Origin of the sequence: Iamia sp. (genome assembly GCF_035575815.1) — a bacterium.
Lineage (GTDB): Bacteria > Actinomycetota > Acidimicrobiia > Acidimicrobiales > Iamiaceae > Iamia.
The window spans coordinates 1-22,941 of sequence record NZ_DATLXO010000069.1 but is presented as its reverse complement, the minus strand read 5'-3'; the positions used below and the strand labels follow the sequence as shown (position 1 = coordinate 22,941).

The window sequence follows — 22,941 nt, the reverse complement described above, 5'->3', positions numbered from 1 at the left end:
CATCGGTGCTACAGGCAACCCTCACCAACCAGCCGGGGCACGCTCTGAACCCAGAGATCGAATCTCAGGCGACGAAAGTGCTCACCGGCCAGCGGGCTCGGGACCAAGTCCTAACCGACCTGGTCGACCCCCATTAGGCGATCTTCCTCCGGGTGTTCCTCCGGCCCGAGCCGGTGGAACGGGCGGCCGGTGGAACGGCGGGAGAGATGAGGGCCTCGAAGGTGGAGGCTGCCTTGGCTTGCATGCCGGGGAGGACGTGCTGGTAGGTCTGGATCGTGAAGGTGGGGCTGGCGTGGCCGAGTCGTTCGCTGACGACCTTGACGGGGATGCCGGCTTCGATGAGCAGGGTGCCGTGGGTGTGGCGCAGCTCGTGCAGGCTGATGATCGGGACGTCGAGGCGGCGGACGATCCGGTCGAACGCTTGCGAGACCGTTTGGGGATGGATCGGGTTGCCGTCGGCCTCCGCGAAGATGCGTTCGGGGTTCTCCGCGCCGGTGGCAGTGCAGGTCGCGGCTTGGAATGCTTGCCAGCCTCGCAGGACCGTGAGCGTGGTCGGGTCGAGGTCGATGGAGCGCCGCGAGTTCTTGGTCTTGCCGCGCGACTCGTGGAGCTCGTAACCGACGGCGACGAGTCCGCGGATGATCGAGAGGCGGGCCTTGGTGAAGTTGATGTCGCTCCAGCAGAGACCGAGCAGTTCGCTGCGCCGCACGCCCGTGTTGGCGGCGAGCCACAGGGCGGGGAACAGGCGGTGACCTGCGGCGACGGCCAGGAAGGTGCGGAGCTGGTCGGCGGTCCAGGCGGTCTTCTCGAGCTGGTGGAACGACCGTTGCAGCGGTGAACTTGCGGCGAGCGCGACGTTGCGGGTGAGGAGTCCGCGGCGTACGGCGTCATCGAGGGCACCGCTGATGACGAGGTGGACCTCGTAGACGGTCTTGGGGGCGAGGCGGCGCCTGCCGTCGCTCGGGTGGAGCTTCTGGTCGTAGAGCCGGTCGAGGTGGTGTGGTCGCAGGCGTCGGAGGCCGACCTTGCCGAGCGTCGGCAGGATGTGGTTGCGGGTGTTGCGCTCGTAGCCGTGGTAGGTGCTGACCGCGAGCTCCAGCTTCTTGGCCGGGAGCCAATGGGTGTTGAGGTAGGCCCCGAAGCTGAGCGAGCGGACCTCGTCGTCACGCCCGAGTCGCTCAGCCGCGAGGCGTTGAGCGAGCTGTTCGGCTTCTGCTCGGTCGGTGCCGGCGGGGTGCCACGATCGGGTTCACCGAGGCCCGGACGAACCAAGGAGAGCACGATGAGGGGATAGTGCGCATGTACGAGACCCACCCCGGCACGACCGCGCGCCGGTGCCCGAAGACGCCGACCTCGAGAGCTGACCACCACCGATGAGTGACGACACCAGCCCGCTGCTGCGCGCCAAGGCCTACGACCAGCCCTCGGTGTTCCAACCGGCGAACCTGCTCCGTGAAGGCCGCCGCCAACGCGGCCGCCCCGACATCGCCGTGCCCTCGGTGTGCCTGCTGGACCCCGACGGCGACATCGTCCGCCACCTCCTCGCCACCAACCAAGCAATCGAACACCCCGGCTGGGCCTGCTACCACACCACCCTGTGGACCTTCGACCTCGACGGAACCGAGGTCGGCGTCATCGGCTGCGCGGTCGGCGCGTCGTTCGCGGTGCTCCTCGCCGAGCAGCTCGCCGTGTCGGGCTGCGACCTGCTCCTCAGCGTCACGTCATCGGGTTCGATCATCCCGGCCGCCGACCCGCCGTACTTCGTGGTCATCGACCGGGCTCTGCGCGACGAGGGCACCAGCCACCACTACCTCCCGCCCGGCGAGTGGTCCGACGCGCCCGCGCAACTCGTGGCCCGCATCGACGGGAAGCTGACTGGTCTGGCACAGCCGGTGGTCACCGGTGCGACGTGGACCACCGACGCCCCCTACCGCGAGACCGCAGCCGCCATCGCCCATGCCGAATCGCTCGGGATCGTCGCGGTGGAGATGGAAGCGGCTGCCCTCTACGCCTACGCCATCGTGTCCGGCCGTGAGGTCATCTGTGTCGCGCACGTCACCAACACCATGGCCACCGAAGGCGAGGACTTCGAGAAGGGCGAAGCCGACGGCGCCCACGACGCACTCGAGGTCGTCGCCGCCATCATCGAACGACTACGCGGCACTCATGCCGATGCGGTGACCAGCCACGCCGCCCCGCCGAGCTCCACACCCGACGGCGACTCGTAGGGAACTAACGACGCGGTGGCCCGGGCCACGGCGGTGACGTTGCGGCGGCTGGTGCGGGTCTTCAGCCGGCTGAACTCGAGCTGGTAGCCGATGGCGATGAGGGCCTTGCCATCGACCAGGTCGACGTCCGCAAGCGACTGACCTCCGCCACGCTGACGGTGACCGGCACCGGCGGTGAGTCGTTGGTGCTGAAGGGCGTCAAGCCGGCGTCCGCCGCCCGGTTCCGGGACACCGTCGCGGGCCTGAAGCTGCCGTACCCCTCGGCGTCGGCCAAGCCAACGTCGGAGGCGCTGCGCCGCCTCGACGAGCTCGCCTCCATGGGTCTGCTCACCGAACGAGAGGTCGCGAAGAAGCGATCGCTGCTCGCGCAGCGGTCGGTGCAACGCCGAGCCTGAGACGCCGGGAATGCGAGCCTGGGCGGGCGGGTTCCGAGCGCATGCGTTCGAACCGAATCCGCCTGCCCGCCCTCCTCATCGCCTTCGCCGCAACGCTGGCCGCCTGCGGCAGCGGTGAGGCCACCACGTCGTCCGGTGACGCCGGATCCGCGGACCCGGCAGCGTCGAGCGCGTCGGACGCGTCGGGCGCCCCGGCGCAGTTCACCGCGGATCGGCTAGGGGGAGGTGAGCTCACGTCGGCGTCGTTCGCCGGCAAGGACACCGTCTTGTGGTTCTGGGCGCCGTGGTGCACGGTGTGCCGCGGCGAGGCCGACGACGTCGTCGCTGCCGCGGGCGCGTTGGACGGCAAGGTCGAGGTCATCGGCGTGGCGGGGCGGGGCGAGGCCTCGGAGATGGAGGGCTTCGTCTCTGACACCGGCACCAGGGCGCTTACCCACGTCGTCGACGATGACGGGTCGATCTGGTCGTCCTACGATGTGTTCGCCCAGCCGGCGTACGCGTTCATCGACGACAGCGGCTCCGTCGAGGTGTTCGTCGGCGCCCTCGGCGAGGACGCCCTGGTCGAGCGGATGAACGCCCTGGCCGAGGCCTGAGCGGTGCTCGAGGGTCCCTTCGCCCTCGCCGTCGCGGCGGGCATGGCGGCGACGGTGAACCCGTGCGGGTTCGCACTGCTACCTGCGTACCTGGCCGCGTTCGTCGGTGAGGATCACGAGCCCGGCGTCGGCGCTGTTCCCCGGGCGTTCGCGGTCTCGGGTGCGCTCACCGCCGGGTTTGTCGTGGTGTTCGGGCTGTTCGGCGCGGTGATCAGCCCGCTGGCGGTGTCGGTGGAGCAGTACCTGCCGTGGGCCACGATCGTGATCGGCGTCGCCCTGGTCGCCCTCGGCGGGTGGCTCCTCGCCGGTCGTGAGCTCGTGCTGCACATCCCGAAGCTGAACCGGGGAGGTAGTGACGGCAGCCTTGCGTCGATGTTCCTGTTCGGGGTTTCGTACGCGATCGCGTCGCTGTCGTGCACCATCGGCCCGTTCCTGGCTGTCACGTCGTCGACGTTCGGCTCCGGGGATGTGGCGTCGGGCATTGGGGTGTTCGTCGCCTATGCCCTCGGCATGGGTGCGGTCGTCACCGCCCTGACCGTCGGCGTTGCTCTGGCTCGGGCGGATCTGGCCGGCCGGTTGCGAGCGGCGCTGCCGTACGTGTCGAGGTTTTCGGGGGTGCTGCTGGTGGTGGCCGGCGCGTATGTGGCCTGGTACGGGTGGTTCGAGGTCCGCACCCTGTCGGGTGGTGACGGCAGCGATCCGGTCGTGGATCGGGCGGTCGAGCTGCAGTCGTGGCTCCAGCGCACCCTCGTCCCCGATGACGCCGTCAGCGGACTCGCCGCCGTCGCGGTCGTGCTCGCGACGGTGGCGGCGCTGGTCGGGTGGCGCCGGCGCCGATCGGCCCGACCCGCCGAGGTCATGGTGGATCAGGGTGGCGTGAGGGGCGCCCAGACGGCGCCGATGGTGCCGGGACCCGAGTGCGCGCCGATGGAGGGTCCGACCTCATACCGGGTGAGCTCGACGATGCCGTCGGAGCGGGCGAGTGCGGCGGCGAGCCGGTCGCCGAGGTCGGGGCGGTCGGCGTCACCGACGCCGACCCGCAGCGACTGACCCGAGGCGGCATCACGCACGTGGGTGGCCATCCGGTCGATGGCGTCGTCGATGCCGGTGGCGGTGCCGTGTTCGGCGAGACCGGCGGGTCCCAACGTGAGGATGGATGTCGGCGAGGCCACCGCGGTTGTGCCGAGTCGCCCGCCGCGGCGGGCGAGCTCGGGGACCCCGACGACGAAGATGCTGTCGACCACCGCAGCAGTGGCCGATGCTGCGGCCTCGAGTACCTCCAGATCGCCGCCAGCTGCCCGGGCGTCGCACGCCGCGGCGACGCACAGCGCGACTGGGAACGATGTGGTGGCGGTGTTGACGAGTTCGACGTCGATGCTGACTTCGCGGGCTGCGATGCGGGCAGCGTCGAGCACCGCCGAGTAGTCCGATCCGGTGTGGATCGACACGATTCCCGTCGCCCCCGCGCCCACCGCCTCCAGGTAGGTGGCGAGCAGGTCGCCGGGCGACGGTGTCGACGTTGAGACCGCGGCGCCGCCAGCGAGACGGCGATAGAACTCGGCTGTCGTGATCTCGACCCCTTCGCGGTAGGGGGTGCCGTCGATCAGTACGGTCATCGGCGCGACGTGTACCCCGAACCGGTCCCGCCAGGCCGGTGGCAGCATCGACGCCGAGTCCGTCACGATGGCGATCACGCCGACGTCCGCCGAGTGGAACGGAACTTCGCCAGGATCATCGCCGACGACGCGGCGGCGAACAGGGGGAGCCCCGGCCCCGTTTCCGGTCCCCACGCGTTCGGGAGACCGCGTCGCCACCACACGACCGCCGCGGTGGTCCACACGGCACACGACACCTGGATCGATCGTTCGGCCTGCTGGGAAGCGGCTGCGCTGGTGGCGGCAACGGCGGCGTCGATGGGGAAGTAGACGGGGAACACGGCGAGACACGCCCCGGCCGAGGTGGCGACGCCTTTGCCCCCTTGGAAGCCGTTCCACACCGGTGCGATGTGCCCGGCGATCGAACCGGTCGCCGCCGCATAGGCCCCGGCGTCGCCGGCGACGGCCCGTCCCACGAGGCCGGCGATCGTGGCCTTGGCCATGTCGGCGGCCAGCACGGCGAGACCCCAGCGGCGGCCCAGCACCGCAGCGGCGTTCAGCGCGCCTGGATTGCCGCTGCCCTCGGCCCGCAGGTCGGTGCCCCGGGCGGCGAGGCGGGTGGCGAGGTCAGCGGAGGGGAACGTGCCGGCGAGGTAGCCGAGTCCGAACGCGGCGCCCAGCCGGACCACGGCGCGCGTGGTCATGTCGGCCGCACGAAGCCATCGCCGAATTGGCCGACGTCGATGCCGGCCGCGTCGGCAGCCTGCGCCTCGCCGAGCACGACGAACGTCGCCGAGCTCGCTGCGCACCGGCGGTCCTTGTGGTCGGTGATCTCGGCGGTTGCGGCCAGCGTCGAGGCGTCGTCGGTGACCGGTGCGGTGATGCGGGCAGTGACCGTGTAGGCCCGGCCCACCCGTACCGGGTGCTCGAAGCGGGTGGTGGTCTCGCCGGTGACGGCCCACCGGTGCGCCACCGCGATCGTGGCCCAGGCCATGGCCTCGTCGAGCACGGCCAGCAGCACGCCGCCATGGAGGTAGCTGGGCGCGCCCGAGAACCGGTGGTCGAGCGTGAAGGTGGCGGTGACGGTCTCCGACGCCTGGTCGTGGAAGAACGGGATCCGCAGACCGGCGTCTTTGCGGGGCTCGCACACGAAGCAGTTCGACTCGAACCCCCACCGCTCGTTCGTCAACGCTTCCAACATGCTCCTCCGAACCTCGACCGCCAACCTGGCGGCCACGGAACCCGTTGAGGCGGCCGCACATTCCGCTGGGGGAAGGCAAGGGCACGCCAGTGGGTTCCCCTGATCATGGCTCCCTCTCGCCCCTCGGATCGGACCGATCTCGCCTGGTCGCATCGGCGTGACGCCGTCCGGCTGGTCCTGACCGGTGCGACGTTCCCCACCGCTTCTCGGGTCGCGGCGGCCGTCGGGACGTTGCTGACGGTCGTGAACCAGGCGGAGGTCATCCTGCGAGGGGAGACCACCTGGGTTGACGGCGGTGCGGGTCGTGTTCAACTACCTCATCCCCTACGTGGTGGCCAGCATCGGCTACCTCGCCCCGTTCCGTGTCGAGGAGCGACATGCCGGCTGACCCGATGCCGACCGACCGAGGACTCGACGAGGTGATGTGCGAGTCCGTCGGCATCGTCGTGTATCGGCGGGCGGGGTGCGGGTTCTGCGCTTCGCTTCGCCGCCAGCTGCGACGCGCGGGGGTGGCCACCGTCGAGCGCGACATCTGGGCTGATGCTGGCGCTGCCGCGTTCGTCCGTCGTCACGCCGGGGGCAACGAGACGGTGCCCACGGTGGATGTCGCCGGCACCGTCCTGGTGAACCCGACCGCCCGACAGGTGCTGACGGTGGCCCGGGAGGCGGGGATCGCCGTCGCGGACCCACCCCGGCCCTGGTGGCAGCGCCGACGGGGAAACCCCGAAGGATCCGGGTGAGCGTCGATCGGGGGCTTGCAGGGGAGTGGGACGGCTACGTCGAGCGCTTCCATGTCGGTCGCCCCGGGGTGACCGAAGCGCTACTGGCGCGCAGCGTCGACGACGGGGGCCGACCGCCTACGACTGGGTCAGCGAGGATCTCCCCGACGGCCGCGTCGTCGACGTGGGCTGTGGGAGCGGACCGACCCAGCCGATGGTCTCCGGTTGGGTCGGCGTCGACCGCTCTCGGCCCGAGTTGGAGGTGGCCCGCCGGCACGGCCGAGGCCCGGTCGTGCGGGCCTCGGCGGCAGCGCTGCCGGTTCGAGATCGCTCGGTCGATGCGGCGATGGCGGCGATGTCGCTCATGGTGATCAAGGACCCGGCGTCGGCGGTGGCTGAGCTCGCTCGAGTCCTGCGACCGGGCGGCATCGTCCAGGTTCTGCTTCCCGCTGATCGGCCCCTCACCGTCACCGACCGCGCCCGCTACGGCCTGCTGCTCGCGGTGCTCGGCCGGCGTGCCCTGCCCTTCCCCCGCCCCGACGTGGCCGCGGCCCCGGGTCCGTGGCTGGCGGCGGCAGGCTTCGCGGTCGTGGCCGACGAGCGGCGCCGGTTCCGGTTCGCCGTCACCGGCCGCGCCGATGCCGACCTGTTCATCGACAGCCTCTACCTACCGAACGTGGGTGCTCGCCGAGTCGGCCTCGCCCGAGCCTTCATGCGGTCATCGGGACATGGCGAGATCGGCGTCCCGCTGCGCCGCGTGACGGCACGACTCACCCGGTGAGACGGTTGGCCACCGCCTCGACGAACGGGTCGCGCTCAGGCCGCGCTGCCCGTTGGTGACGTGGCCCTGGCCAGCAGTCGGTTGAGCTCCTTGCGGGGCGGCACCCCGACGATGCGGTCGGCCTCGTTGCCGTCGGGGTCGAACAGCGCGACGGTCGGGATGCTCAAGATCCCCAACGCGGCCGCCGTCCGCGGGTTGGCGTCCACGTCGCAGCGGGCGAAGCGCACTCGGGGGGTGTCGTGCGCGACCTGGTCGAAGACCGGGTGGAACGCCTTGCACGGCCCGTACCATGGCGCCCAGAAGTCGACGACGGTCCACGCTCGCTCGGTGCCCGCCTCGAACGACGCGTCGTCGAGGTCGACCACCGAACCATCCTCGCCCGCCACCGGACCGTGATCGTGGTCGTGGCAGTGGTCGCCGCGCCCATCGGTGCCCACCCTCCCTCGGAGTCGATCCAACAGGCTCGGCCGGCGCTCGCTGGCCGTGGACTCGCTCGTGGCGGTCCCGTCGTCGACGACCTTCACCCCGCGCCAGAACGCGATGCGGCCCTCGACCTTCTGGGCGGCGGCGCTGGGCGTCGGGTAGTACCAGGCTGCGTCGCGATTTCTCGTCGCCGTCGACGACGACGGTGTAGTAGCTGGCGCGGCCCTTCCAGCCGCACACGCTCGTGTGGGGCTCTCCACCAACAGATCCTGGGCGACCGAGTCGCGGGGAAAGTAGGTGAAGCCGTCGTCGACGACGACGTCGTCGCTGTCGGCCAGCACTGCGCCGTTCCAGATCGCTCGAGCCATGACGTGTTCCCCTTCGTTTGGGATTGTGCGCCCCGGAGGGAGCAGGAGTGGGAGGAGTGCTCCTGCCCTCTCCGGTGGCGGGATGGTGGGTGAGCACGAAACCCGATCCCCCGGTCGTGCATTCCACCGCGGTGGGAGGAATGCCGGGCCGGCTCGGCGGGTTCCCGGGGGACCAACCGGTCCAGGAGGCGTCATGGCTGCATGGTTCATCGAGTTGCTCAACCCCTTCGCCGGGCCCGTCGGCGGCGCGCCGTCGCTGCGCTGCATCGCCGCAGGAGCCGCCGCCGCCGGGTACGCCATGTGGCGCCAGCGCCGCACCCAGACACCCTCGGTCGAGTCGGGCGGAGCTCCCGAGGCCGATCGCACCGACGACCGGCCACTCGTCGGTGTCGGGGGAGACGACCGCTGATCGACTTCCTGCTACCGGCGACCGACGGCGGCGTCTACGCGCAGGCCATCGGCGCGTTGGTGCTCTACGGCATCTCGCTCTGGTTCGTGCGTCGCAACCGTGACCTCGTGGTGTTCGTCGCCGGCCTCGCCACCCTCACCGCCGGCCTTATGGGCCTGCGCACCCTGCATTGACCCTCTGAGACAGGATGCTCGCCGCATGAGTCGAACCGTCCGAGTGCTGCACGTGCCCGACTGCCCCAACGCTGCGGTGGCCATCGAACGCATCCGGGAGGCTGTCGGCGAGGACGACGTGCGCGTCGAGGAGCTTCTCGTCCGGACCGACGACGAGGCCGCCCGGCTCGGCATGCGGGGCTCGCCGACGATCCTCGTCGACGGTGTCGACCACTTCACGCCTCCGGGTAGCCCGACCGGCGTCGCCTGTCGGATCGCGCCCGGTGGCGATCCCGTCCCGTCGGTCCAGGCGCTGCGCGCCGCCTTCGCAAGCTCAGGGTGAGCGGCCGTTTTGCTGCGTCTGCCCAGGCTCTGCCGGACATGTCTGGTAACCATCGGCCCCGGGCGGGTCGCCTGTTCTCGGACGTCACGAAGGTGGACCGCGAGCCGAGCAGGTGCCACGGTTCGACTGGGTTCGCGTCAGCGGTGCTCGGGTTCGGGAAGTCGAATTGGCAGCCTGCGTCCCAGCCGGCGCGCTGGTTGCCGTGGGCGGGGAACCCACCGGCGTCGCGCAGGAGCCGGGCGAGGTGCATCAGGTTCCAGGCCATGAAGGTGGTGTTGCGGTTGGTGAAGTCGTTCTCGGGTCCACCGGACCCGGGATCGAGGTAGGAGGGACCGGGCTTCGCCGAGCCACGCGGCGTCGGCCTGGGGTGGGATAGAGAACCCGAGGTGTTGGAGGGAGTAGAGGACGTTCATGGCGCAGATGGGGATCATGAGCACGAGGATGTCGGCGGCCATGACTTTCTCGTAGAGCGCGGGCCAGCTCGCTTCCGGCGCCGTGGTCGGTCATATCGGGCTGCACGCCGGGTGGCAGGTCGATGTCGACGGCGCGGACCGTCTCGACGGTGACGCCGTTGGCTTCCATGACGGCGATGGCGTTGCGGGCGAGGCCTTCGGTGTGGGACTGCTCGGGCGAGGGTTTGAGGGTGCAGTTGATGAACAACCCCGAGAGGTCGGAGAGGTCGAAGGGGTTGTCGTCGCAGAGCTGCTATTGGCGGTCGTCGAGGGTCATTGGGGGTCTCCTAGCTCGGGATCGTGGTCAGGGGAGGACGCGGGTAGAGGGAGCGAACGCGGCCCACGCGAACCAGAACGTGTCGACGTGCTCCACTGGGTCGAGCGACGCGCCCTCGAGGGGTCCTTCGACTGCGGTGCCGAAGATGTCCCAGCGCGACCCGGTCTGGGCGTCGATGAATCCGTTGCCGGTACGGGTGAAGGTGAGCGCTTGCCCGTCGTGGGTGGCGAGGAACACGCCGGTGGCGCCGACGTCGCGGCCGTCGGTGACCTCGTCGGCGTCGAGGGCGGAGGCGGTGCCGGGGAGCGCCCACGCCACCGCGGGAGCGCCGTCGAGGTCGAGTGCCACGACGCCGGCATCGAGGAGCGGGTCGAGTCGGATCGCGGTCGGAGTGCTGTCGAGGCCGACGCCCACGACGCGGGTCTTGGCGGCGAGGCGGTCGTCGACCTCGCCTTCGAACAGGAACGGCGGGTTGTCGACGTCGTCGTAGCCGGGGTAGGGGTTGCGGCCGTAGTCGCGATCGTGGCCGGTGTCGCGGGACAGGACGAGCCCGTCGGGGTGCGCGTCGCGCCAGTCGCTCCAGGCGCCGGTGGCGACGGGGTAGCTGTCGAGCTCGGCGCCGGTGAGCACCCCGGCGATGGCCTGGCCGGTGAAGTGGCTCCACAGCGACTCAGTCTGTCGGTCGTACATGACCAGCGCCGACTGGTAGAGGCTCCCCGACGTTCCGAACGACAGGATCCGGTCACCGACCCGGCGATCCACGGCGACGGCGGTGTTGCACAGCGGGCAGTAGGTGACCGAGACCGGTGTGTCGCCGACGGTGTCGTTGACGATCTCGTGCCAGATCATCACCTGGATCGGATAGGCGCGGGCGTCGCCGTCGATCTCGAGGGCGAGCACCGGCTCATCTTCGGCGAGGAAGTCGACCGCTCTGGTGGGCAGGAACGTCGGCTCGTCGATCGGTGGGATGCCGTCGGGCGGCGGTCCACCGGAGATGATCTCGTCGGTGTCGACGATCGGGTCGGGGAGTCCGTCCGCGTCCGGGTCCACGAGCGCGGATGGCAGGTCCTCGCGCGGTCCGGCCTTGACCTGGTCCATCGGGGTAGCGGCCAGTGGCTCCGTTGACGGGGTGGTGTCGCCGCCGGTGCCGTCGGTCGTCGCGCACCCGGCGGCCAGCAACCCAGCGACAACGAGGGCGGAAAGGGTGCGCACGGTACGGGAACCCGGTGACCACCGGACCGATTCCCGCCCGTGTCAGCCCCCGAGGGCGGCCCCGAGGTCGCCCACGGGCCTTCGACCTCGACGAGGTCAGCGAACAGGCCTTGGCCGTGTTTGGGCGAACGGGTATGAGGCGACGAGCATGGATCAGCTCGTCGCCGCCGCCCCCGGGCTCAGCGCGTCGAGCATTCATGCGGCGTCGTCAACAAGCGGGGCCTGTTCGAAGCGGCGGTCGCCCGCTACGAGTCCCACGTCGGCGAGGCCCTCGACGCGCTGTCCGACGGCTCGCGAGGTCTTCGTGACCTGGCCCGCTTCGTCGAGTGGGTGCGTGAGGGACTCCGCTCCGACACCCGACCGCCAGCTGCTTGATCGTGAACACGATGGTGGAGATGGCGTCGCGGGCCGAGGTGATCGCCGAGGCGACCGCCCGCTACCGGACGATGGTGCGTGAGTCGCTGCGAACCGCGATGGCACACGCCGAAGCGCAAGGAGAGCTTCCCCGCCGGTCGGCCCGGCAGCGAGCCGATGACGTCAACGCGCCGCTGTTCGGGGCGCTGGCCACCGCCCGTGCCGGCAGCGTCGACGACGCCGACCGCATGCTGGGGTCGCTGCTCGGCGAACTCCGGCGATGGGCGCGCACCGGCGGGTGACACGAACCACAGCGACGAGACCACCGCTGGGTCGAGATGTCGGGTCGGGCGTCGGCGTCGTGGCTGGCCGGTCGTCGGGCGCGTTGACCGATCGGCGTCGGCGCCCGCAGTGGTGGGTCCGACGCCGATCGGCCAGCGAACCCTCAGGCCTTGACGGCCTGGCGGCCAGCAGCGGTCGGCTGCGAGGCCGAGGCAGTCGCGGAGACGCTCAGCGCGCCGAGCACCATGCCGAACACGACGTGCTCGAGGAGGAACGTGGGATATCCGACCATGCTGGCCATGTTCTTGATGGCGTCGGCGTCGTTGGCCACCACGCTCATCAGCGGCAGGAGCACGAACGCAGAGGCAGCGAACGCGGCGACGCCAAACGCCATACCGGCGCCGATGCGCGCCCCGGCTCCCAGCTCGGGAAGCCGGGTGAAAATCAGCCCGAAGATGGCGCCGAACGCAGCGCCGACCATCATGTGGATCATCAGGCCGACCAGCGCCGGTCCGGCGACGAACGTGAACGTGGTGCCGGCCGATGCGGCCATCATCGACTCCATCATCGAGTCGGGCGCGACGACGAGCGAAGCGATGTGGTACAGCGGCGTGAAGAACCCGGTGTCCTGGTAGGTGGCGGCCGCAATCATGGCGACCATGCCCATCGCCACCGAGGCGATGACTCCCGCCAGGGCTGCTCGGGTGATCGTTCGTGCGGTGTCGTTCATGGTTCGTTCTCCTGCGTCGGGTGTCGGAAGTAGGCGAGGAACCCTCGAACTGGCGACTGCATTCCCGATGCATCGAGCAGCTTCATCGTCTATGGACTGATCTGACGGTCTGGTGCGCTTGGTCAGCGGTGGTCACGCGAGGGTGGGACCGTCTCGACCACGACGCCGTTCCAGAACGCCACGCGACCCTTCATCCGGCGAGCGAACGGAGACGGGTGCGGGTAGTACCAGGCCGCGTCCACGGCGACGACGCCGTCGACCTGGACCGAGTGGTAGCGGGCCACGCCCTTCCACGGGCAGAGGCTCCTCGTCGAGCTGTCGAGAAGGCTGCCGGCGGTGATCGACGACCGGGGGAAGTAGTGGTTGCCCTCGACGACGACGGTGTCGTCGGACTCGGCGATCACCGTGCCGTTCCAGGCGGCGCGCACCATTCCGCTGCGGCGGCTCATGGCGCGCCGTCGGGTCGGGCTGGTCGCACCTCGACGCCAACCGTGTCGAAGAAGAACCCGGTCGCGGCCTGTTGGATCGCCATCGACCACGTCGGGTACGCGTGGATGGTCTGGGCGAGGCGCCCGGTGAACATCTTGGTGCGCATGGCGAGAGCGACCTCGCCGATCATCTCGCCCGCACGCGGCCCGACAATGGTGGCCCCGAGCAGCTGGTCGCCGCCGAGGGACCGCAGCAATGGTCTCGGGCCGGCGATGAGCTTCACGAACCCGGTCTCACGGGCCGAGGTGATGGCCCGGTCGACGTGGGCGAAGCGCACCTCGGCGACCCGGGCCCCCATCCCAGCGGCCTCGGCTTCGGTGACGCCGACGCTGGCGACCTCGGGGTCGGTGAAGGTCACCCGGGGCACGACCCTGCGGTCGACCTTCGCGGCGGGGCGCAATCGGTTGGTGCGCGTCGCGTTGGTGGCGGCGACGAAGCCCATGTGGCCGGCGACGTGGGTGAACCCGCCGAACGGGGTCACGTCGCCGATGGCCCACACCCCCGCGATGTTCGTGGCACAGGTGTCGCCGACGACGATCCGCCCCGCTGAGTCGACCTCGACGCCGACCCGCTCGAGACCCAGACCCGAGGTGACCGGCCGCCGCCCCGCCGCCACGAGCACCTGGTCCGCCGCGATGTCAGCCCCATCAGCGAGATGCAGATGACGGTACGTGCCGTCGGCGGTCGCCTGCTCGAGACGGACGCCGACCCGGACATCGACGCAGTCTAGGGCGAGCGCGGACGCGATCGCAGCGGAGGCGTCGGGGTCTTCGATCGGGATGAGCCGCTCGGCAGCTTCGATCACGGTGACGTGGGTCCCGAGCCGGGCGAAGGCCTGGGCCAGCTCGCAACCGATCGCGCCGCCGCCAACGACGGCGAGCCGATCCGGCCGGCGATCGAGGGAGAACACGGCCTCGTTGGTGAGCGCCCCGATGGCGTCGATGCCGGGAACCGTGGGGAGCGCGGCGGTGGCACCGGTCGCGACGATCACGTGGCGCGCCACGAGCTCGGCCCCGTCGACTCGCAGGCGGCCCGGCGCTGTCATCTCCCCGCGACCGCGGATGACACGGACGCCGACGCGTTCGAGGGCTGCCTCGTCTTCGGTCGCGGCGACCCGTTCCACCGCGGCGTGAACGGCGGCCATCGCGTCGTCGAAGGTGCGGCCGGTAGCGGCCGCAGCGAGGAGGGTCTTGGACGGGACGCAACCTGTGTGGGTGCAGTCCCCGCCGAGGGGACCGTCGGCGACGAGCACCACCGACGCGCCGCGGCGGGCCGCTTGCGTCGCGGCTGTGAGGCCGCCCGCGCCGCCACCGACCACGACCACATCGACATCGCGACCTGGTTCGCTCATGTCACGCGACGAACAGCAATCCGGGCCGTCGGCGGGTCACGAACCGGTACCCGAGCGCGGCGCCGACTGCGGCGAAGGCGAGGGTCTCGACGAGCGCACCGGCCGTGCCCCACAGCGTCGGGCCCTCCAGTGCGCCGAACCAGGCCAGCTCGGCGGCAGTGATCACGGCGATCGCGCCGCCACCGCCGGCCGCGGCCAGCCCCGCGGCGCGAGAGCCGGGCCCGGCAGCCACCCACCGGCGGGCCGCACCCCACGACGAGGCGACGATGACGGGCGTGAAGTGGTAGGTGGTGTCCGGCTGGTGCCGGGCGAGGGCCATCCAGGCCAGGGCGACGGCGCTGGCGGCGAGCAGGCCGGCGTGGCGACGAACGACCGCGCCGAGCCCGCCGGTACCGGCCGGCGACGTGTCGAGGCCGTGTGGTGCGGTCATGGTGCGAGGAGCTCGTCGGGGTTGATCTCGCCGCGGGCGAGGCGCTCACCGAACTCGCGGAGGCGGTTGACCGGTTCGTCCGCCAGTCCGGCCGGGCCGCGCTGCAGCGACGCCTTGAGCGCTTCGTAGGTCTCGGCTTCGAGGCCGCAGCGGCGGCAGTCCTCGAGGTGCGCGGCGACCTTGCGGGCGGCGTCGTCGTCGAGCTCCTGGTCGAGGTAGCTCTGCAGCACCTTGCCGACCTGGTGGCACGACATCTGGTTTCGGGACCCGATGAGCCGTCCGAGGATCTTCACGGTCGAACTCCTCTCTGCACCCCGGCGTCGGCGAGCGCCTCACGGATGCGTTTGCGGCCGCGGTGCAGTCGACTCATCACGGTCCCTTGGGGGACCTCGAGCACCGCGGCGGCTTGGTCGTAGGACAACGCGGCGAGGTCGACGAGATCGATGACCTCCCGGAACTTCTCGGGCAACGCCAGGTAGGCGTCTTCGACCACCGAGTCGAACTGGCGGCCCATCACCACCTGCTCGGGTCCGGCCGCATCGTCAGCCATCCCCGCATCCCGATCGGCGAACTCGTCGGGATCGGCCAGGAGCCCTGGGCGTCGACGCCGGACCCGGTTGATCTGGGCGTTGCGCATGATCGTCAAAAGCCAAGCGCGGGGGTGGCGGCCGTCGAACCGTTCGATCGAGCGGAACGCGCGCAACATGGTGTCCTGCACCAGGTCCTCGGCGTCAGGCCGGTTCCTGGTGATTGACAGGGCGGCGCGGTACAGGACGTCCACCTCGGGGAGCACGTAGCGAGCGAACGCAGCTTCGGCGTCGTTCGTCGCGGGCACGCGGCTCTCCTTCACCGCTCGGGAACCCGGTTGGCGCCGGGAGGATTCCCCGACCCTACGGAATCCTCCGAACCGCAGGCGGGTTCCGTGACCATGCGCTGGATCCGCCACCCAGGCCGAGCTCTCGACGCCTACCTCGGCGGCGAGCTCGACGGCCGAGACGTCGATCGGGTGGCCGCCCACCTGGGCCATTGCCTGGTCTGTCGTCAGCGGGCGGCGATCACACGCCAGATCCGCCGTTCGCTGCGCACCATGGCCGGGAGGACCTGACCTTTCTCGTGTTGAGAGCCGTCTCGAGGATCTCGACCGCGTCGGCGACGCAGTGCACAACTCGGCGCACGTCGGCTCGACCCCACGGACCGCTGCACGCTCGTGGAGTGCCGACCGCCGTGGCGACCGGAGCACGGGCCCGAGTGGACCAGGTTGGCAATCGCACGCCTCCGGTACGAAAAGGCCCGCAAGGAGTGGAGCCTCTACTGGCGGGACCGCCACGAGAAGTCCACCTGTACGACCGCGTGGGTCCGACGCAGAACATCCAAGAGCGCTCGACGAGATCGACGCAGATCCCGTGTCGATCTTCTGGGGGTGATCGTCGTTGATCGGCGCGTGTCGTGCTCATTGAGTCCGCCCGCTCGACCGGATCTTGCGAACACGGATCGGATCCGCGCCGAGCGCCGATCCGTGGCCGCTTCCGCCGCGCGGCTCAATGGCGAGCGGCCGCGTGCCGAGGTCGCGGAACGGACGCCACAGGTAGCCGTCGGGGTCGGAGAGGACGAACTGCCGGTTGCCGGCCTCAGTTGGTCCCGTCATCCTCCACCGGCCGCCGCTCTCGGCGACGTCAACCCGATACCAGCGCTCCTCGATCGGCACAACGATGTCGACGCCCTGCCTGGACCGCTCGGCCGTGCACCGCATCGACGTCCTCGACGCGGAGCTGGAAGTTCACGCCGCGACCACACGGGGGTTCGAGCGGACCTGTGCGGAACCGACGCCCTGGTCCGGCAGCTTCCTGGATCATCAGCTCGACGCCGTCGCGCTCGAGATAGGCGAAGCGCTCCGCAGGCCGCTCGAACAAGGTCCTGAACTCAAGCACTTCAGCGTAGAAACACAACGAGATGGCGAGCTCAGTGACGTCAAGCTCAGGTACGAGCATCGGCTACGAACCCTAATAAAGAGACGAGCCCCCTAGGTGTACCCGGCCGGCGGCAGGGATCGGTCTTCGTAGGCCTCTGACCGGGAGGCAATGACTTCCGCTGACCAACGCCTAGCCAGCCGATGGGGCCAGCAAGTCGGTCAAGTGGTCGTTCTGTTACCGTCGGTGCGCTCGCGGTGCTTGCACCCGGGCCAGCAGCAAGGCCGACGCTGGCCTTCCTCCAGCTCCTCCTGGGTCCGGCGAATGCGGCGTTCTCGTGTGGTCTCCCGCTTGGCATCCTCGACCCAGCAGATGAACTCGTTGCGGGCGAGAGGTGTGATGTCCTTCCAGGCATCGAGTGCCGTCGCGTTGGCGATGAGCGCCTTGCGAAGGTCCGGTGGAAGCTTGTGCACCACCCCACCGGGCACTCGCAGGCCGCTCACAGGGCCACGGTAGTGGCGGCGCCAGCAAAGCCCCGAAGTGCCGGTGTGCGGCGTCTGGGTCGAGCGCCCCAAACTACGCGGGTGACCGGGGGGTTGCTGATCCTGGACTCTGGCCGTACAGTGGCCGGACACCAGTAGGGAGGTCAAGATGTCGACGACACGGTTGCGCAGCGAGCGGCTCGAGGTTCGCACCACCAAGGACGAGCGCGCACTCATCGACCGTGCCGTGGCCGAGCAGGGGACCGATCTGACGGAGTTCGTGATCTCCAACGTCACGGTCGCGGCCCGGCGCGTCCTGGCGGACCGGTCCGAGTTCGTGCTCGACGCGGCATCAGCCGAGGCGTGGAAGGCGATCAATCGCCGACGGGCCCGTGACCTTCCCGGTCTGCGCCGGCTCATGGAGCGCCCCTCGCCGTTCGATCCGGAGTGACCGGCGCCTATCGGCCACCCGTGCTGCTTGGGGCGGAGCACGACCTCGATGGGTTCGAGTGCCGTTCCGAGGAGCAGTCCGAGTGGTTGCGTCGGCATGCTCGGCAGTCCACGACCACGGGAACGACACGGGTGCTGGTGGTCACGCCGGCAAACTCGAATGTCGTGGTCGCCTTCTACGCCTGGTGCATGGCCAGCATCTCGCTCGACGACGCGCCGGCACGAGCCCGCAAAGGTGCCGGCCGCTACCCCCAACCGGTCGCCCTGCTGGCACGTCTGGGCGTCGACGTTGGTCACGAGGGCCGCGGCATCGGTGCCGGGCTGCTCCAGGAGGTGATCGCCAGAACCCACGCGCTCGGTGACGCGATCGGCTGCCGCGGCCTGCTTGTCCACGCGGAGACCGCCGAGGCGAGGGACTCCTACGTGCACCTCGTGCCGGAGTTCGAGGCGTCGCCCAGTGACGAGCTTCATCTGTTCCTGCTGATGAAGGACATCCGCCGAACGCTGAGCTGACGCTCACCCGCGTCGCGGGGTTCACTTCGTCGATAGCGCGATTGCTGCTGGCGTGGCGTCCCTCAACGAGGATGGCCAAATCGTCCTGGCACCCCTGGAGGTCGGGGCTGATGCAGGGCAGCAGTCAAGCGAGGAGCAGTTCCTCGACAACCCTCAACCTGTCCACTCGTCGTCCGGGCGGACCCAGCCTGTGCCTCGCCAGGGAACCCCCCGTGGTCCATCAGACTTGGGCCATCGACGGTGGTTCGATCGTCTTTGCGATCCGGACCGACAAACCTCTTCCGGCCACAGCTTTCGCCACGGTCGGCGAGGTGGTCGCGAGTCTGGAGCACCTGGCCGAGACGCTCGCACCCCCGCCCCGCGGGGCGGCGACGGGGCCGAGGAGACGGAGTCGTGAGCAGATGACCGTCACCTCCCGGAAGAGGCCGCCGATGCCGTGGAGCATCCACTTCTTTCAGCGCGACGAATCCGACGACGCAGTTCGTAGCGTCCCTGCGATCGAGTTCCTGGACTCCATCCCGGCCAAGGTCGCTGCCGAGATCCATGCGGTCCTCGACGCGGTGGCGGCAGCGCCGCCGCCCTCCTTCTCGGGCGGGGGCAAGCGGGAGGCGATGCACGACGACATGGCCGGCTACTTCGAGGTCCGAGTACAGGGTGGCGGGATGAACCACCGGCTGTTCTGCGTCCTGGAGCGCGACGCCGAGGATCTGGGAGGGTCAAGCATCGTGTGCATCGACGGTCTCTCGAAGCCGCCGCGCACAGCGGCACACCCGAGGGACTACCGGCGGGTCAAGCGCTACGGCGCCGAGTTCCAGAAGCGCCGGACCGTGCTCGAGTAGTCGAAGCACGTCGACGGGGGGTAGGCAGGATCTCCAGGTCGAGAGCTCCGGCTAGCGCCACAAGGGTCGTGAGCGTGGGGTTCGGCTTCTCAGCGGAGAAGAGACGACGGATCGCGGCGGCTACACCCACATCCACACCGCCATCGACGCCTATTCCCGACTGGCCTACAGCGAGTTCGCCGGCGTCGAGAACACCACCAACTGCGTCGCGTTCCTCAACCGGTCCACCGCCTGGTTCGCCGCCCGAGGCATCGTGATCGAACGGATCCTGACCGACAACGGCACCGGCTATCGAAGCCACGCCTGGCGAGACCGCTGCAGCGAGCTTGGCATCAAACACAGCCGCACCCGGCCCTACCGGCCGGCCACCAACGGCAAAGTCGAACGCTTCAACCGCACCCTCGCCGATGAATGGGCCTACGCCCGGCTCTGGAAATCAGACCGCAGCCGAGCACTCGCCCTTGACCGGTTCCTCCACCGCTACAACCATCACCGACACCACACCGCCATCGGCGGCCCACCCGCCACCCGCGTCAACAACCTGCCGAGACACAACAACTACCGGCTGCTGCAACGGGCGTGGAACGCCTGACCGCGTACTCCGAGAGTTCTGGATTTCCCGCCGCGTATGGTCCCAGAGCCGCTGTTATACGGGCAGCTCCTCCCGTCCGAGCTGGCGTTGCGGTCGCTACTTCTTGTCCGCCGAGACGAGAGCGAAGGTCAGGAGGTCGCCTTGGTCGGCGGTGAGCATCTGGATGATCGGATCGGCGTCTCCGTCGTCGCCTGCCGATGCCCGAGCCCAGCGGAGCCAGTCGCTCCAGCCGGTGCTCGCGGCCCGCGCCCGGACGTCGGTGACGAGGTCGGTGAGCTCCCACTGCTGCTGCCACCGCCCCGGTGCGTGCCACGCGAGCGCTTCCCAGCCCACGACCGTCCGGATGTGCTCGGGGATGTGGCCAAGATCTCGAACGTCGTTCACCATCGCCGGGGTCGCGATGCCGATGGGTCCACCTGGTCGAAGGACCCGTAGCAGTCGTGGCAACAGATGGTCGTCGGTGCCGAAGTACTCCCAGGCGTCGATGCAGATGGTTGCGTCGAAGAACGAGTCGTCGAATGGGAGGCTCCGCACGTCGGCGTTGGTGACGTGGACGGAGGCGCCGATGCCGGCCGATTCCACGGTCGCACGGATCGCGTCGGCGGGTACCCAGAGGTCGACGGCCCAGACCTCGACGTCGAGCTCCTTGGCGAGGAAGACCGACGTTGCGCCTCGGCCGCAGGCCAAGTCCAGTACTCGCGTCCCCGGTTCGATCGCGAGGTCGCCGAGGAGGTCCTCGAGCAACCACAGCGGGTTCGGGCCCATGTCCAGCGAAAGGAGCCAGCCGCTGTCGTAGGTCGAGGCGCGCGGGAAGGAGTTGTGCGTGAGGTCGACCACCGGACCATCGAACCATCAGGACCGCCGCGGGCCGAACCGAGTTGCCTGCCTTCGATGTGCCGGTAGGCGATGGGCTCACGATGCGTCGCCGTGCTCGACGTGGCCGAGTACAACTAGAGACAAGCCAAGAAGCCGCTCAAGCCGATCGGCTCCGGGCGCTCGCGGCCCGACTCTCCGAGCCGGGTTCCATCCCTGGGGTGACGGTCCACCAGGCGAAGGGCGGGGAGTGGTCGAACGTGGGACTTCGGCTCAACCCTGACGAGGCTGCCCGCCGCCGGTCCCGTGGACTCGACCCCCAGGTAGAGGCTGACCGGGTCGTGTACGTCGCTGCGACGCGAGCCATGGACAATGCTTGGCTCGTTTGATCGTGGGTCGCTGACGGGTCAAGGTGAGTAGGCGATGGCGAAGCAGCGACACCTGCGTCCCGGTGACCAGCTGGACGACGACGACATTGTGGTGGTGAGGGGTGGGGACCTCGACCCGGAGGCCTTGCTACCACGCGATCTACGGCGACTACGGCCTCTCTGTGCTCGCGGTCCGCGACGTGCCGGTCGATGAGCTCGGCCAGCAGAGCCCCCTGGTGCTCGTCGAGATCCTGACCCTGATCCGTGTCGGCGCGCTGCGATCTGCTGGGTTCCGCCTCGAGCCCACCGGCCGGAACCCGAGGCACTTCACCGTGGTGTTCGATGACCTCGAGGTGGGAATCGACGAGTTGCGGCGCTGCGAGCACCGCACCTGGGTGAACCCGTATCATGAGAAGTGACTCGAAGGGGGATGAGCCGATGGATGATCTCGATCTCGTTGCCGATCTCAACGCACAGGACGACGACGGCCTTGGCTGGTCGACGGTCGCCGATGCCCACGCTCCCGAGCGGGTGCGGTCGGGTGCGATGCTGCTCGCAGGCAACAGCCAGGCCCAGGCTGTGGTCCGCGTGGTGTGCGTCGATGAAGACGGCCAGGTCCACTTCTCGATCCTGCCCGGATCGGTGGCCAAGAACCGCCACCTGCTCGATCGAACGGTGGCCTGAGGCCTTCTACAGCTTTTTCTACAGTGCGACCCGGTACAGGAGAACACCAGCAGGTACGGACCGGGAGGTACGATGCGCGAAAGCCCAGCTCAGAGGTACCGCGAGGTACAGAACGGGTCGGGCTTGCAGCCTGACCGTGCCGCTCATAACCCGAAGGTCGCAGGTTCAAATCCTGCCCCCGCCGTCAACTAAGTAGTGGTCAGAAGGGGTGTCGCTCCGGCGGCACCCCTTCTGCGTTCCTGGCGTGCGATCATTCTGCAACCCGATTCAGCTCGGGGCGGTGGCCTACACTCGATCCGGTGACCGAGGGAGGTGCCGTGTCGACGCAACGAGCAGACGATCAGAACAGCCGTCGCCTCCCCACCCGCGACGAGGTGCTGGCGCGCGGGAAGCCGTTTCCTCCGTACGAGGAGATGGTGATCGAGGGCCTGACTGACGAGGAAGAAGAGGCGTTCCTCAAGGCCATCGCTGAGGCGTGACCGCCGGCCGCCCGGCAGTCGTCGTCGACACGAACGTCTTCGGCGCCGAGCTGACGCGGCGAGGCGCAGCGGTCGCTGGCGCTTACAGGGATCATGTCGAAGGTCGCGAGCTGTTCATCTCCTTCATCTCCTTCGTCACCGTGGCGGAGCTTCGCTACGGCGCCCGCCTCGCACGTTGGGGCGAGCAGCGACTTCGACGGCTCGAGTCGAGACTGGCCGTCGCGGAGATCGTGTGGGCGGGCGACGGTCTCGTCGAGGCGTACGTGTCACTCCGCCACGAGTGCTCCGTGTCAGGCCATCCGCTCGGGCAGAAGCATCACGAGGCCGACCGCTGGATCGCGGCGACCGCTCGTTGGCTCAACGTGCCGCTCGTCGCACACGATGCCATCTTCCGTGACGCCCCCGGCGTTACGGTAATCACCGAATTGGCTTGAGGATGAGCGCAGCCACCCGGTCGGCCGCTTCCTCTTGCAGGGCCGGCACGGTGTGGGAGTAGACGTCAACGGTGAAGGCGACGGTGGCGTGTCCGAGACGCTCTCTGACGACCGTGGGGTGCACGCCGGCGGCGACCCGGCATCGTCGAGCGTGGACCTTCGGCCGCCATTGACAACCTACCGCGAGGGAGGGGGCTTGCCGCAAGCGACCCAAACGTGCTGACCATGACTCGTCCGCTGAGCCGATCACGGCCAGAACTGAAGCGCCCTGGGTTCCTTGGAGGCTCCTGACCTTGGAAACGAGGATGGAGCATGAGCAAGTCACAGGTTGCACAGACGAGCTGGCCGTGCTGGTCGTTTGCGAACGCGACGTGACGGGCTTCGATCAGGACGACGCTGGCGTCGACGTCGAGCTGTCCGACGGCCGGTCGTTGCGGGCGGACTACCTCGTCGGTTGCGACGGAGGGCGCAGCCTGGTCCGCAAGGCAGCCGGCATCGACTTCGTCGGGTTGGATCCCTCGACCAGCTGGATGATCGCCGAGGTCGAGATGGACGAGCCGGAGCTCGGCATGCGCCGCGAGGGTGGTGGCATCGGT

The 22,941-nt window shown here is 69.6% G+C and carries 33 protein-coding genes and 5 pseudogenes; 21 read left to right on the top strand and 17 right to left on the bottom strand.

Going from position 1 to position 22,941, the window contains the following annotated elements:
• Window positions 1-133: 133 nt before the first annotated feature.
• Window positions 134-1,099, bottom strand: a complete 966-nt coding sequence (locus VNL12_RS07445) for a tyrosine-type recombinase/integrase (protein ID WP_414654864.1) — start codon at window positions 1,097-1,099, stop codon at window positions 134-136.
• Window positions 1,100-1,373: 274 nt separating this feature from the next.
• Here VNL12_RS07445 and VNL12_RS07435 point away from each other — a divergent pair, with 274 nt between their 5' ends.
• From VNL12_RS07435 to VNL12_RS07420, 4 genes and pseudogenes are all read left to right on the top strand, one after another.
• Entirely contained in the window at window positions 1,374-2,228 is an 855-nt protein-coding gene (locus tag VNL12_RS07435; protein WP_325593084.1) for a nucleoside phosphorylase, read from the top strand.
• Between the two features lie 158 nt (window positions 2,229-2,386).
• On the top strand, window positions 2,387-2,623 hold the full coding sequence (locus VNL12_RS07430; RefSeq protein ID WP_325593082.1) for a hypothetical protein: 237 nt from the start codon (window positions 2,387-2,389) through the stop codon (window positions 2,621-2,623).
• 41 nt (window positions 2,624-2,664) lie between these two features.
• Window positions 2,665-3,216: a redoxin domain-containing protein gene (locus tag VNL12_RS07425; RefSeq protein ID WP_325593080.1), complete on the top strand. Its 552-nt coding sequence runs from the start codon at window positions 2,665-2,667 to the stop codon at window positions 3,214-3,216.
• Between the two features lie 42 nt (window positions 3,217-3,258).
• Window positions 3,259-3,849 (top strand): annotated as a pseudogene (locus VNL12_RS07420) (cytochrome c biogenesis CcdA family protein); the annotation flags it as partial.
• Between the two features lie 233 nt (window positions 3,850-4,082).
• Here VNL12_RS07420 and VNL12_RS07415 read toward each other — a convergent pair.
• From VNL12_RS07415 to VNL12_RS07405, 3 genes are read right to left on the bottom strand one after another with little or no spacing between them, the layout of a single operon-like run.
• Window positions 4,083-4,880 (bottom strand): DegV family protein, encoded by a 798-nt coding sequence (locus tag VNL12_RS07415; RefSeq protein WP_325593089.1) that lies wholly within the window; start codon window positions 4,878-4,880, stop codon window positions 4,083-4,085.
• 26 nt (window positions 4,881-4,906) lie between these two features.
• Window positions 4,907-5,515 carry a glycerol-3-phosphate acyltransferase gene (locus VNL12_RS07410; RefSeq protein ID WP_325593078.1) on the bottom strand — a complete coding sequence of 203 codons (609 nt, stop codon included), beginning with the start codon at window positions 5,513-5,515 and terminating at the stop codon, window positions 4,907-4,909.
• Complete coding sequence (locus VNL12_RS07405; protein WP_325593076.1) at window positions 5,512-6,012, bottom strand: PaaI family thioesterase; 501 nt, start codon at window positions 6,010-6,012, stop codon at window positions 5,512-5,514. Before VNL12_RS07405 ends, VNL12_RS07410 begins: the two co-directional genes overlap by 4 nt.
• A 377-nt stretch (window positions 6,013-6,389) precedes the next feature.
• Here VNL12_RS07405 and VNL12_RS07400 point away from each other — a divergent pair, with 377 nt between their 5' ends.
• Together VNL12_RS07400 and VNL12_RS07395 are read left to right on the top strand one after the other, a co-directional pair.
• Window positions 6,390-6,752 carry a glutaredoxin domain-containing protein gene (locus VNL12_RS07400; RefSeq protein WP_325593074.1) on the top strand — a complete coding sequence of 121 codons (363 nt, stop codon included), beginning with the start codon at window positions 6,390-6,392 and terminating at the stop codon, window positions 6,750-6,752.
• 25 nt (window positions 6,753-6,777) lie between these two features.
• Window positions 6,778-7,512 (top strand): class I SAM-dependent methyltransferase, encoded by a 735-nt coding sequence (locus tag VNL12_RS07395; protein WP_325593072.1) that lies wholly within the window; start codon window positions 6,778-6,780, stop codon window positions 7,510-7,512.
• A 35-nt stretch (window positions 7,513-7,547) separates the two neighbouring features.
• Here VNL12_RS07395 and VNL12_RS07390 read toward each other — a convergent pair whose 3' ends face one another.
• Window positions 7,548-8,303, bottom strand: coding sequence for a thioredoxin domain-containing protein (locus tag VNL12_RS07390; RefSeq protein WP_325593070.1), 756 nt, complete (start codon window positions 8,301-8,303; stop codon window positions 7,548-7,550).
• Window positions 8,304-8,496: 193 nt separating this feature from the next.
• Between VNL12_RS07390 and VNL12_RS07385 the strand changes: the two genes are divergently transcribed.
• Window positions 8,497-8,712, top strand: a complete 216-nt coding sequence (locus VNL12_RS07385) for a hypothetical protein (protein ID WP_325593068.1) — start codon at window positions 8,497-8,499, stop codon at window positions 8,710-8,712.
• Window positions 8,713-8,910: 198 nt separating this feature from the next.
• Window positions 8,911-9,207, top strand: a complete 297-nt coding sequence (locus VNL12_RS07380) for a thioredoxin family protein (protein WP_325593066.1) — start codon at window positions 8,911-8,913, stop codon at window positions 9,205-9,207.
• 139 nt (window positions 9,208-9,346) lie between these two features.
• On the opposite strand, the pseudogene VNL12_RS20860 reads toward VNL12_RS07380, so the two are convergent.
• Both VNL12_RS20860 and VNL12_RS07375 read right to left on the bottom strand, forming a co-directional pair.
• Window positions 9,347-9,867: pseudogene (locus VNL12_RS20860) on the bottom strand (flavodoxin family protein); the annotation flags it as partial.
• Between the two features lie 96 nt (window positions 9,868-9,963).
• On the bottom strand, window positions 9,964-11,148 hold the full coding sequence (locus VNL12_RS07375) for a DUF3179 domain-containing protein (RefSeq protein ID WP_325593064.1): 1,185 nt from the start codon (window positions 11,146-11,148) through the stop codon (window positions 9,964-9,966).
• A 371-nt stretch (window positions 11,149-11,519) separates the two neighbouring features.
• On the opposite strand from VNL12_RS07375, the gene VNL12_RS07370 reads away from it, so the two are divergent.
• A complete protein-coding gene (locus VNL12_RS07370) occupies window positions 11,520-11,804 on the top strand; it encodes a hypothetical protein (protein ID WP_414654862.1) in 285 nt (94 codons plus the stop codon).
• A gap of 143 nt (window positions 11,805-11,947) precedes the next feature.
• On the opposite strand, the gene VNL12_RS07365 is transcribed toward VNL12_RS07370, so the two are convergent.
• The 6 genes from VNL12_RS07365 to VNL12_RS07340 form a co-directional block, all read right to left on the bottom strand.
• Complete coding sequence (locus VNL12_RS07365) at window positions 11,948-12,514, bottom strand: hypothetical protein (protein WP_325593059.1); 567 nt, start codon at window positions 12,512-12,514, stop codon at window positions 11,948-11,950.
• Window positions 12,515-12,636: 122 nt separating this feature from the next.
• Window positions 12,637-12,963: a DUF427 domain-containing protein gene (locus VNL12_RS07360; protein ID WP_325593057.1), complete on the bottom strand. Its 327-nt coding sequence runs from the start codon at window positions 12,961-12,963 to the stop codon at window positions 12,637-12,639.
• The gene (locus VNL12_RS07355) at window positions 12,960-14,354 is read right to left on the bottom strand and encodes an NAD(P)/FAD-dependent oxidoreductase (RefSeq protein ID WP_325593055.1); all 1,395 of its coding nucleotides are present in this window, start codon (window positions 14,352-14,354) and stop codon (window positions 12,960-12,962) included. The genes VNL12_RS07360 and VNL12_RS07355 overlap by 4 nt, the downstream gene beginning before the upstream one ends.
• 1 nt (window position 14,355) lies before the next feature.
• Window positions 14,356-14,784 carry a hypothetical protein gene (locus VNL12_RS07350; protein WP_325593053.1) on the bottom strand — a complete coding sequence of 143 codons (429 nt, stop codon included), beginning with the start codon at window positions 14,782-14,784 and terminating at the stop codon, window positions 14,356-14,358.
• Complete coding sequence (locus VNL12_RS07345) at window positions 14,781-15,077, bottom strand: anti-sigma factor family protein (protein WP_325593051.1); 297 nt, start codon at window positions 15,075-15,077, stop codon at window positions 14,781-14,783. Before VNL12_RS07345 ends, VNL12_RS07350 begins: the two co-directional genes overlap by 4 nt.
• The gene (locus VNL12_RS07340; RefSeq protein WP_325593048.1) at window positions 15,074-15,619 is read right to left on the bottom strand and encodes a sigma-70 family RNA polymerase sigma factor; all 546 of its coding nucleotides are present in this window, start codon (window positions 15,617-15,619) and stop codon (window positions 15,074-15,076) included. The genes VNL12_RS07345 and VNL12_RS07340 overlap by 4 nt, the downstream gene beginning before the upstream one ends.
• A gap of 93 nt (window positions 15,620-15,712) precedes the next feature.
• On the opposite strand from VNL12_RS07340, the gene VNL12_RS07335 reads away from it, so the two are divergent.
• Window positions 15,713-15,889 carry a zf-HC2 domain-containing protein gene (locus tag VNL12_RS07335; RefSeq protein WP_325593088.1) on the top strand — a complete coding sequence of 59 codons (177 nt, stop codon included), beginning with the start codon at window positions 15,713-15,715 and terminating at the stop codon, window positions 15,887-15,889.
• A gap of 102 nt (window positions 15,890-15,991) precedes the next feature.
• Window positions 15,992-16,084, top strand: a pseudogene (locus VNL12_RS21210) (DUF3024 domain-containing protein); the annotation flags it as partial.
• Between the two features lie 150 nt (window positions 16,085-16,234).
• On the opposite strand, the gene VNL12_RS07330 reads toward VNL12_RS21210, so the two are convergent.
• Both VNL12_RS07330 and VNL12_RS07325 read right to left on the bottom strand, forming a co-directional pair.
• On the bottom strand, window positions 16,235-16,534 hold the full coding sequence (locus VNL12_RS07330) for a hypothetical protein (protein WP_325593044.1): 300 nt from the start codon (window positions 16,532-16,534) through the stop codon (window positions 16,235-16,237).
• Between the two features lie 378 nt (window positions 16,535-16,912).
• Window positions 16,913-17,194: a YdeI/OmpD-associated family protein gene (locus VNL12_RS07325; RefSeq protein ID WP_325593042.1), complete on the bottom strand. Its 282-nt coding sequence runs from the start codon at window positions 17,192-17,194 to the stop codon at window positions 16,913-16,915.
• A gap of 148 nt (window positions 17,195-17,342) precedes the next feature.
• Between VNL12_RS07325 and VNL12_RS07320 the strand changes: the two genes are divergently transcribed.
• The 4 genes and pseudogenes from VNL12_RS07320 to VNL12_RS07305 form a co-directional block, all read left to right on the top strand.
• On the top strand, window positions 17,343-17,624 hold the full coding sequence (locus VNL12_RS07320) for a DUF1778 domain-containing protein (protein WP_325593040.1): 282 nt from the start codon (window positions 17,343-17,345) through the stop codon (window positions 17,622-17,624).
• Entirely contained in the window at window positions 17,621-18,136 is a 516-nt protein-coding gene (locus tag VNL12_RS07315; protein ID WP_325593037.1) for a hypothetical protein, read from the top strand. The genes VNL12_RS07320 and VNL12_RS07315 overlap by 4 nt, the downstream gene beginning before the upstream one ends.
• A gap of 431 nt (window positions 18,137-18,567) precedes the next feature.
• Window positions 18,568-18,975, top strand: coding sequence for a hypothetical protein (locus tag VNL12_RS07310; RefSeq protein ID WP_325593034.1), 408 nt, complete (start codon window positions 18,568-18,570; stop codon window positions 18,973-18,975).
• 118 nt (window positions 18,976-19,093) lie between these two features.
• A pseudogene (locus VNL12_RS07305) lies at window positions 19,094-19,567 on the top strand (integrase core domain-containing protein); the annotation flags it as partial.
• A gap of 96 nt (window positions 19,568-19,663) precedes the next feature.
• Here VNL12_RS07305 and VNL12_RS07300 read toward each other — a convergent pair.
• Window positions 19,664-20,404 (bottom strand): SAM-dependent methyltransferase, encoded by a 741-nt coding sequence (locus tag VNL12_RS07300; protein ID WP_325593032.1) that lies wholly within the window; start codon window positions 20,402-20,404, stop codon window positions 19,664-19,666.
• An 80-nt stretch (window positions 20,405-20,484) separates the two neighbouring features.
• On the opposite strand from VNL12_RS07300, the gene VNL12_RS21205 reads away from it, so the two are divergent.
• From VNL12_RS21205 to VNL12_RS07280, 5 genes are all read left to right on the top strand, one after another.
• Entirely contained in the window at window positions 20,485-20,769 is a 285-nt protein-coding gene (locus VNL12_RS21205) for a 3'-5' exonuclease (RefSeq protein WP_414654863.1), read from the top strand.
• 101 nt (window positions 20,770-20,870) lie between these two features.
• Window positions 20,871-21,167 carry a hypothetical protein gene (locus VNL12_RS07295; protein WP_325593030.1) on the top strand — a complete coding sequence of 99 codons (297 nt, stop codon included), beginning with the start codon at window positions 20,871-20,873 and terminating at the stop codon, window positions 21,165-21,167.
• Window positions 21,168-21,186: 19 nt separating this feature from the next.
• Entirely contained in the window at window positions 21,187-21,432 is a 246-nt protein-coding gene (locus VNL12_RS07290) for a hypothetical protein (protein ID WP_325593027.1), read from the top strand.
• A 299-nt stretch (window positions 21,433-21,731) separates the two neighbouring features.
• Window positions 21,732-21,911, top strand: a complete 180-nt coding sequence (locus VNL12_RS07285) for a hypothetical protein (RefSeq protein ID WP_325593026.1) — start codon at window positions 21,732-21,734, stop codon at window positions 21,909-21,911.
• Window positions 21,908-22,345 carry a PIN domain-containing protein gene (locus tag VNL12_RS07280; RefSeq protein ID WP_325593024.1) on the top strand — a complete coding sequence of 146 codons (438 nt, stop codon included), beginning with the start codon at window positions 21,908-21,910 and terminating at the stop codon, window positions 22,343-22,345. Before VNL12_RS07285 ends, VNL12_RS07280 begins: the two co-directional genes overlap by 4 nt.
• Here the strand turns inward: VNL12_RS07280 and VNL12_RS07275 are convergent.
• The gene (locus tag VNL12_RS07275; protein WP_325593022.1) at window positions 22,329-22,469 is read right to left on the bottom strand and encodes a hypothetical protein; all 141 of its coding nucleotides are present in this window, start codon (window positions 22,467-22,469) and stop codon (window positions 22,329-22,331) included. The two genes, VNL12_RS07280 and VNL12_RS07275, sit on opposite strands and share 17 nt — an antisense overlap.
• A gap of 196 nt (window positions 22,470-22,665) precedes the next feature.
• Here VNL12_RS07275 and VNL12_RS07270 point away from each other — a divergent pair.
• Window positions 22,666-22,941, top strand: a pseudogene (locus tag VNL12_RS07270) (FAD-dependent monooxygenase); the annotation flags it as partial.